Below are 4,730 nucleotides of genomic sequence, written 5' to 3'. Positions count from 1 at the left end.
GCGGCGCACTTCGTCCTCGGCGTAGGACATCATGTCCCAGCCCTGGCGGCGGCCGTCTTCCAGCGTGCGGGTGCCCTTCTCGCCGAAGTACACGTCGCCGTTGAGTTCGCGCACGATCAGCAGGTCGATCTTGCCGGCGACTTCCGGGCGCAGGGTGGAGAGGTCTTCGAGGCCCTTGAACACCGTGGCGGGGCGCAGGTTGGCGAACAAGCCCAGTTCCTTGCGCAGGCCCAGCACCGCCTGTTCAGGGCGTAGCGCACGCTCCAGGTGGTCGAGCGAAAAGTCGCCCACTGCGCCGAACAGGATCGCGTCGGAAGACCGCGCGATCTCGAGCGTCGCGGCGGGCAGCGGGTGGCCGTGCTTGCGATAGGCCGCGCCGCCGACGTCGCCCTCGACCAGCTCAAGACCGTCGATCTGCAGCGCTTCGAGCACGCGGACTGCCTCGGCAGTCACTTCGGGACCGATCCCGTCTCCGGCAAATACAGCGATGCGCATAGTCGTTTCCTCAAGCCTCGATCCGAGCCAGCCGCTCGCGCAGCAGGACGCGCGCCGCCATAACGTCTCTTCTGCGATCGGCAAGCGGGTAGCGGGCCAATTCTCGACCAATGGCGTCGAAGGTGGCCAGCAGCGCGGGCCAATCGTGCTCCGGCGGGCGCGCAATTCGCGCGCCGTAGCCCAGTTCGCGCAATGTCAGCACTTCATAGCGCAGCAGCCCCAGCGCCCAGCCGCGCGCGGACGGCGCGACGCAGATCGCCTCCAGCACGCCCGACAGCGCCTCGTAGAGAGCAGGAAACGGCTGGCGCTCGGGCAGGACCGAGGCCGCGAGCGCGGTGACCCAGCCGATCGCGGCGGCGGGCAGCGGCTCGGTGATCCAGGGCGCGCGGCTCTGGAGCAGTTCAAGGCGGGCGAAGGGAAGCTGGGTGTCGGACTTCGAGCGGACGTCCGCCTCGACGGTATTGCCGGGAATCAGGACCGGCCGCAGTTCGCGCCCCCTGCCCCCGGCGACGAAGGCGGCGACGAGGCCGTGGTCGTCGGTCAGCAGGCGCGCAATGACGGCGTTCTCGCCGTGTGGTAGGGCGGCGCAGACAAGGGCGGGGGCGCGAAAGTGCATCGCGCCTTCCTCTGCCGGTTCAATGCGTCAGTTGCAAATTTCCTCGACCTCGGCGCGCGCGTGCTCGGCCTGCTTGTCCTTGGTGATGAGGGGGTTTTCCACACGCCCCATCGTCCAGTTGCGACCGAGGCGGACGGTCTGGTTGGGCGCACACCAGATCTCGCCCGAACCGTCGAGAGCGGTGACCCAGATCAGATTATGCTCCTGCCCGTAGTCGATCATGCCGATGGCATAGCCATCGCCCTTGCCGACGACGTGAAGCGGAATGGTAGGATTGAGCTGCGTGAACATCGCGTGCCTTTCATGGGCTATCGCGATGTTCAACCCTGCGTGCGCGAGAAACGTTCCCGGCGCACATAACGCAAGCTGATCAGTTGGCGCCCAGCTTGGCCTCGAGCGCGTCGAGACGCGCCTTGAGCGATTCCGTTTCTGCACGCGCGGTGGCGGCGAGTTCCTTGACCGCGTCGAATTCCTCGCGGCTGACGAAGTCCATGTCACCCATGAACTCCTTCACGCGCTCACGCGCGGAATCGCGCGCCTCGCGGCCCATGCCCGCAAGAGTGCCGGCGGCACTGTTCAACATCTTGGCGAAGTCGGCGACGAAGGGGTTTTCGCTTTGCATGGGCCCTAAATGGAGCGCGCGAAGGCAAGGCGCAAGGGGTATCAGATGTCGAACCGCTCCACTGCGCTCGAACGCTGCACGCCGTCCATGCCCGGGTTGGCCTGCAGGAACGCGAAGTTGAGATATGTCGCGAAGACCAGCCACAATACGTAAGGCAGCAGCAGCGCCGCCGCGACGGTGCGCACGCGGGCGAAGAGTATCATCGTCACCACCGCCGCCAGCAGGATCGCCGCGATCAGCACCAGCGCCGCGCTCATCCGGTGCATGCCGAAGAACACCGGCGACCACGCCAGGTTCAGCACGAACTGCACCGCGAAGGCCAGCACCGCGATCCCGCGTCCACGCGCGCCGCGCGCCGCGAACACCATCGCCAGAGCCACGCCCATCATCACGTAGAGCACCGACCACACGATCGCGAAAGTCACCGGCGGCGGATAGACGGCGGGCTTCACCAATGCGTCGAACCACGGATTGCCCGGCCCGCTTCCCGCCATTTGTCCGGAGAGGAACCCCAGCAGCAGCACGACGGGAACGCATACCAGCAGCCAGCGCATCAGGCTGGCGCGCAACTGGCCGGGGGAAGCTAACAGGTTCATGCGCGCAAAAGGTCCCGAATCAGGAATTTACCCAAGAATGGCGCGGTTTGTGGTACGCGGCGGGCCATCACGCAATCGTTAGCGAACCCGTCAGTTCCCGCGGTGTGCCGAAACGAGAAACTCCACGTTTCCTTCAGGACCCTTGATCGGGCTTTCGACGATGCCCTGGATCTCCCAGCCGTCGCGCTCCAGCCATTCGCGCACTTCCTCACACACGCGGGCGTGCAGAGCCGGGTCGCGGACCACGCCGCCCTTGCCCACTTCGCCGCGCCCGACCTCGAACTGCGGCTTGATCAGCGCGACCACCCGGCAGCGCGGCGCGGCGAGGCGGAGCGGCACTTCGAGCACTTTGGCGAGGCCGATGAAGCTGGCGTCGCACACCACCCAGTCGCACGGCGCGTCGATCTGCTCCGGGGTGAGGATGCGGGCGCTGGTCTGCTCCAGCACGGTGACGCGCGGATCGGTGCGCAGTTTCCACGCGAGCTGGTTGGTGCCCGAATCGACCGCGAACACCCGCTCCGCGCCATTGGTGAGCAGAACGTCGGTAAAGCCGCCGGTCGAACTGCCGATGTCCATGGCGACCGCACCCTTCGGATCGAGCCCGAAATGTTCGATCGCGTGGGCCAGCTTGATCCCCCCGCGCGAGACCCAGGGATGGTCGCGGCCGCGCACCTCGATGGCTGCGTCGTCCTTCACCGACTGGCCCGGCTTGGCGATCTTGGTCTCGCCCGAGAACACGAGGCCCGCCAGCACCAGCGCCTGCGCGCGGGTACGGCTCTCCGCCAGCCCGCGATCGACCAGCAGCTGGTCGACCCGCACTTTGGCAGGTTTCTTGTCAGGGGAACGGGGGCGAGGCGTGTCGGTCATGGGATGGTATGCACTTGAGATGGGCGGCGCCTCATTCCATACCACGGGCATGAAGGCAAATCCGCGCAGCCGCGCCACCCCTCTTTCCGCCCTGCTTCTTACCGGTCTCGCTGCAACGGCGGCTTTGTCGGGATGCGTACCGCCGCCGCCGAGCACGCCCGCCCCGCGGCCCGGCGCCACGCATGCACCGCAGCCCCGCCCGGCGACTCCGACCGCCCCGCCGCCCTCGCCAATGGCCGCCGACTGGCGCGATGCACCGCAGACGCCGGGCAGCTGGAGCTACGCGGGCAACGGCAGCGCCTCGGGCGCGACGTTCGGGAACGGCCAGTTCATCGTCCAGTGCGACACCGCGCGCACCGTCACCCTCCTGCGCGCCGCAGCGCCCCGGGCAGGAGCGGTGGGCATGTCGATCACCAGTTCCACCGGCGCACGCGCGCTGACCGGCACCGCCACGCCGCGCGGCGTGGTCGTCACCCTGCCCGCCCGCGATTCGGCGCTCGACGCCATGGCGTTCAGTCGCGGCCGCTTCGCCGTATCAGTGACTGGGGAGCCCACGCTCTACCTGCCGAGCTGGACCGAAATCTCGCGTGTGATCGAGGATTGCCGCTGAGGGAGCGCCTTAACGACGGGGCTTCGACAAGCTCAGCCTGAGCGGGATTGAAAGGTCACTTTTGAATCCCGCTCAGGCTGAGCTTGTCGAACGGAGCCAAGCCGCGCGCAACATCAAAAAGGGTGATTTCAGGCCGCACTCCAGAGCCCCCAAAAGCAGCGATTTCAAATCACCGCGCGGCTGGGGATAACTGGCCGGAAGCGAAGATCATGACCTGAAAAAATTAGTTTTCAAGACTTGTTGTGCGCTGCGGAATATACCAGATTTCACTCAAGACAACGGCCTTCGGGATACGCGCCCGGGAGCAGCCGAAGTCCCAGCCGCGAAAGCGGCGCACTATGGCTAAACAGCGCGAAAGGAGGTGATCCGATGTCTCATGGTTCAGCAGAGAGGTCGGCAATTCCCGTCGCGAGGCATTATCGCTGATAAACAAGCGATAAAGGCTTCGCTGGCGGCACTTCCCGGCCGCTGACCATGCGAAGGGCCGTACCGGCAAGCCGGTGCGGCCCTTCTCATTTGTGCGCCCCTCCACCACCGACTGCGTCGGCGGGGGGGGGGGGGGGGGCGCCCCCCCCCGCCGCATCGACGATCAGCGCGGCGATCGGGGCATGGACCAGCGGCGCGTGGATGTCGGTTGTCGTCATCGGCGTCGCCAGCATCGCGTGTCCTGTCCTGCGGGAGACGTGATGCCGAACGAGCTTGAACTTCGTTGCAGCCACGGCCTCCGGGTGGAGCGCCGGAAACCGCGCTGCGGCCCCCGTACCCGACGAGGGGTACACCGGGGCGGTTATCGACCTGCGAAGCCAGACCTAGGGAGCTGTCCCTAGACCCGGCCTGTCGCAACGATTGCAGTGGTTAAATTTGTGTGAGAGCGGCCGCTGTCCATGCGCTCGGGGCCGCGCGCAGCACTTTCGTCATCCCCGC

At 66.8% G+C, this 4,730-nt stretch carries 8 protein-coding genes; 1 reads left to right on the top strand and 7 read right to left on the bottom strand.

Annotated features, from left to right (window positions below; all coding sequences use genetic code 11):
• The 6 genes from LH128_RS25190 to LH128_RS25165 form a co-directional block, all read right to left on the bottom strand.
• A partial coding sequence (locus tag LH128_RS25190; protein WP_008832518.1) for an isocitrate/isopropylmalate family dehydrogenase occupies positions 1–495 on the bottom strand: 495 nt, incomplete at its 3' end.
• 10 nt (positions 496–505) lie between these two features.
• Positions 506–1,111 carry a DNA repair protein RecO gene (recO, locus tag LH128_RS25185; protein ID WP_008832517.1) on the bottom strand — a complete coding sequence of 202 codons (606 nt, stop codon included), beginning with the start codon at positions 1,109–1,111 and terminating at the stop codon, positions 506–508.
• 27 nt (positions 1,112–1,138) lie between these two features.
• Complete coding sequence (locus LH128_RS25180) at positions 1,139–1,402, bottom strand: hypothetical protein (protein ID WP_008832516.1); 264 nt, start codon at positions 1,400–1,402, stop codon at positions 1,139–1,141.
• A gap of 79 nt (positions 1,403–1,481) precedes the next feature.
• Positions 1,482–1,733 (bottom strand): accessory factor UbiK family protein, encoded by a 252-nt coding sequence (locus LH128_RS25175; RefSeq protein WP_008832515.1) that lies wholly within the window; start codon positions 1,731–1,733, stop codon positions 1,482–1,484.
• Between the two features lie 41 nt (positions 1,734–1,774).
• Positions 1,775–2,329, bottom strand: coding sequence for a TspO/MBR family protein (locus LH128_RS25170; RefSeq protein ID WP_008832514.1), 555 nt, complete (start codon positions 2,327–2,329; stop codon positions 1,775–1,777).
• Positions 2,330–2,419: 90 nt separating this feature from the next.
• Positions 2,420–3,196 carry a TlyA family RNA methyltransferase gene (locus LH128_RS25165; protein ID WP_037521303.1) on the bottom strand — a complete coding sequence of 259 codons (777 nt, stop codon included), beginning with the start codon at positions 3,194–3,196 and terminating at the stop codon, positions 2,420–2,422.
• 49 nt (positions 3,197–3,245) lie between these two features.
• Between LH128_RS25165 and LH128_RS25160 the strand changes: the two genes are divergently transcribed.
• Positions 3,246–3,806, top strand: a complete 561-nt coding sequence (locus LH128_RS25160; protein ID WP_069709193.1) for a hypothetical protein — start codon at positions 3,246–3,248, stop codon at positions 3,804–3,806.
• 512 nt (positions 3,807–4,318) lie between these two features.
• Here the strand turns inward: LH128_RS25160 and LH128_RS25155 are convergent.
• Positions 4,319–4,525: a hypothetical protein gene (locus tag LH128_RS25155; RefSeq protein WP_172705171.1), complete on the bottom strand. Its 207-nt coding sequence runs from the start codon at positions 4,523–4,525 to the stop codon at positions 4,319–4,321.
• Positions 4,526–4,730: the final 205 nt, after the last annotated feature.

The sequence above is a fragment of the Sphingomonas sp. LH128 genome (assembly GCF_000293195.2).
Classification (GTDB): Bacteria; Pseudomonadota; Alphaproteobacteria; order Sphingomonadales; family Sphingomonadaceae; genus Novosphingobium; species Novosphingobium resinovorum_A.
Note: the sequence above shows the minus strand (reverse complement) of the source record. Positions and strands in the feature narration are given on the sequence as shown.

Bases quoted from the DNA above. Each gene is read 5' to 3' on its own strand.
- recO (WP_008832517.1), bottom strand. From the start codon at position 1,111: ATGCACTTTCGCGCCCCCGCCCTTGTCTGCGCCGCCCTACCACACGGC.
- LH128_RS25180 (WP_008832516.1), bottom strand. From the start codon at position 1,402: ATGTTCACGCAGCTCAATCCTACCATTCCGCTTCACGTCGTCGGCAAG.
- LH128_RS25175 (WP_008832515.1), bottom strand. From the start codon at position 1,733: ATGCAAAGCGAAAACCCCTTCGTCGCCGACTTCGCCAAGATGTTGAAC.
- LH128_RS25170 (WP_008832514.1), bottom strand. From the start codon at position 2,329: ATGAACCTGTTAGCTTCCCCCGGCCAGTTGCGCGCCAGCCTGATGCGC.
- LH128_RS25165 (WP_037521303.1), bottom strand. From the start codon at position 3,196: ATGACCGACACGCCTCGCCCCCGTTCCCCTGACAAGAAACCTGCCAAA.
- LH128_RS25160 (WP_069709193.1), top strand. From the start codon at position 3,246: ATGAAGGCAAATCCGCGCAGCCGCGCCACCCCTCTTTCCGCCCTGCTT.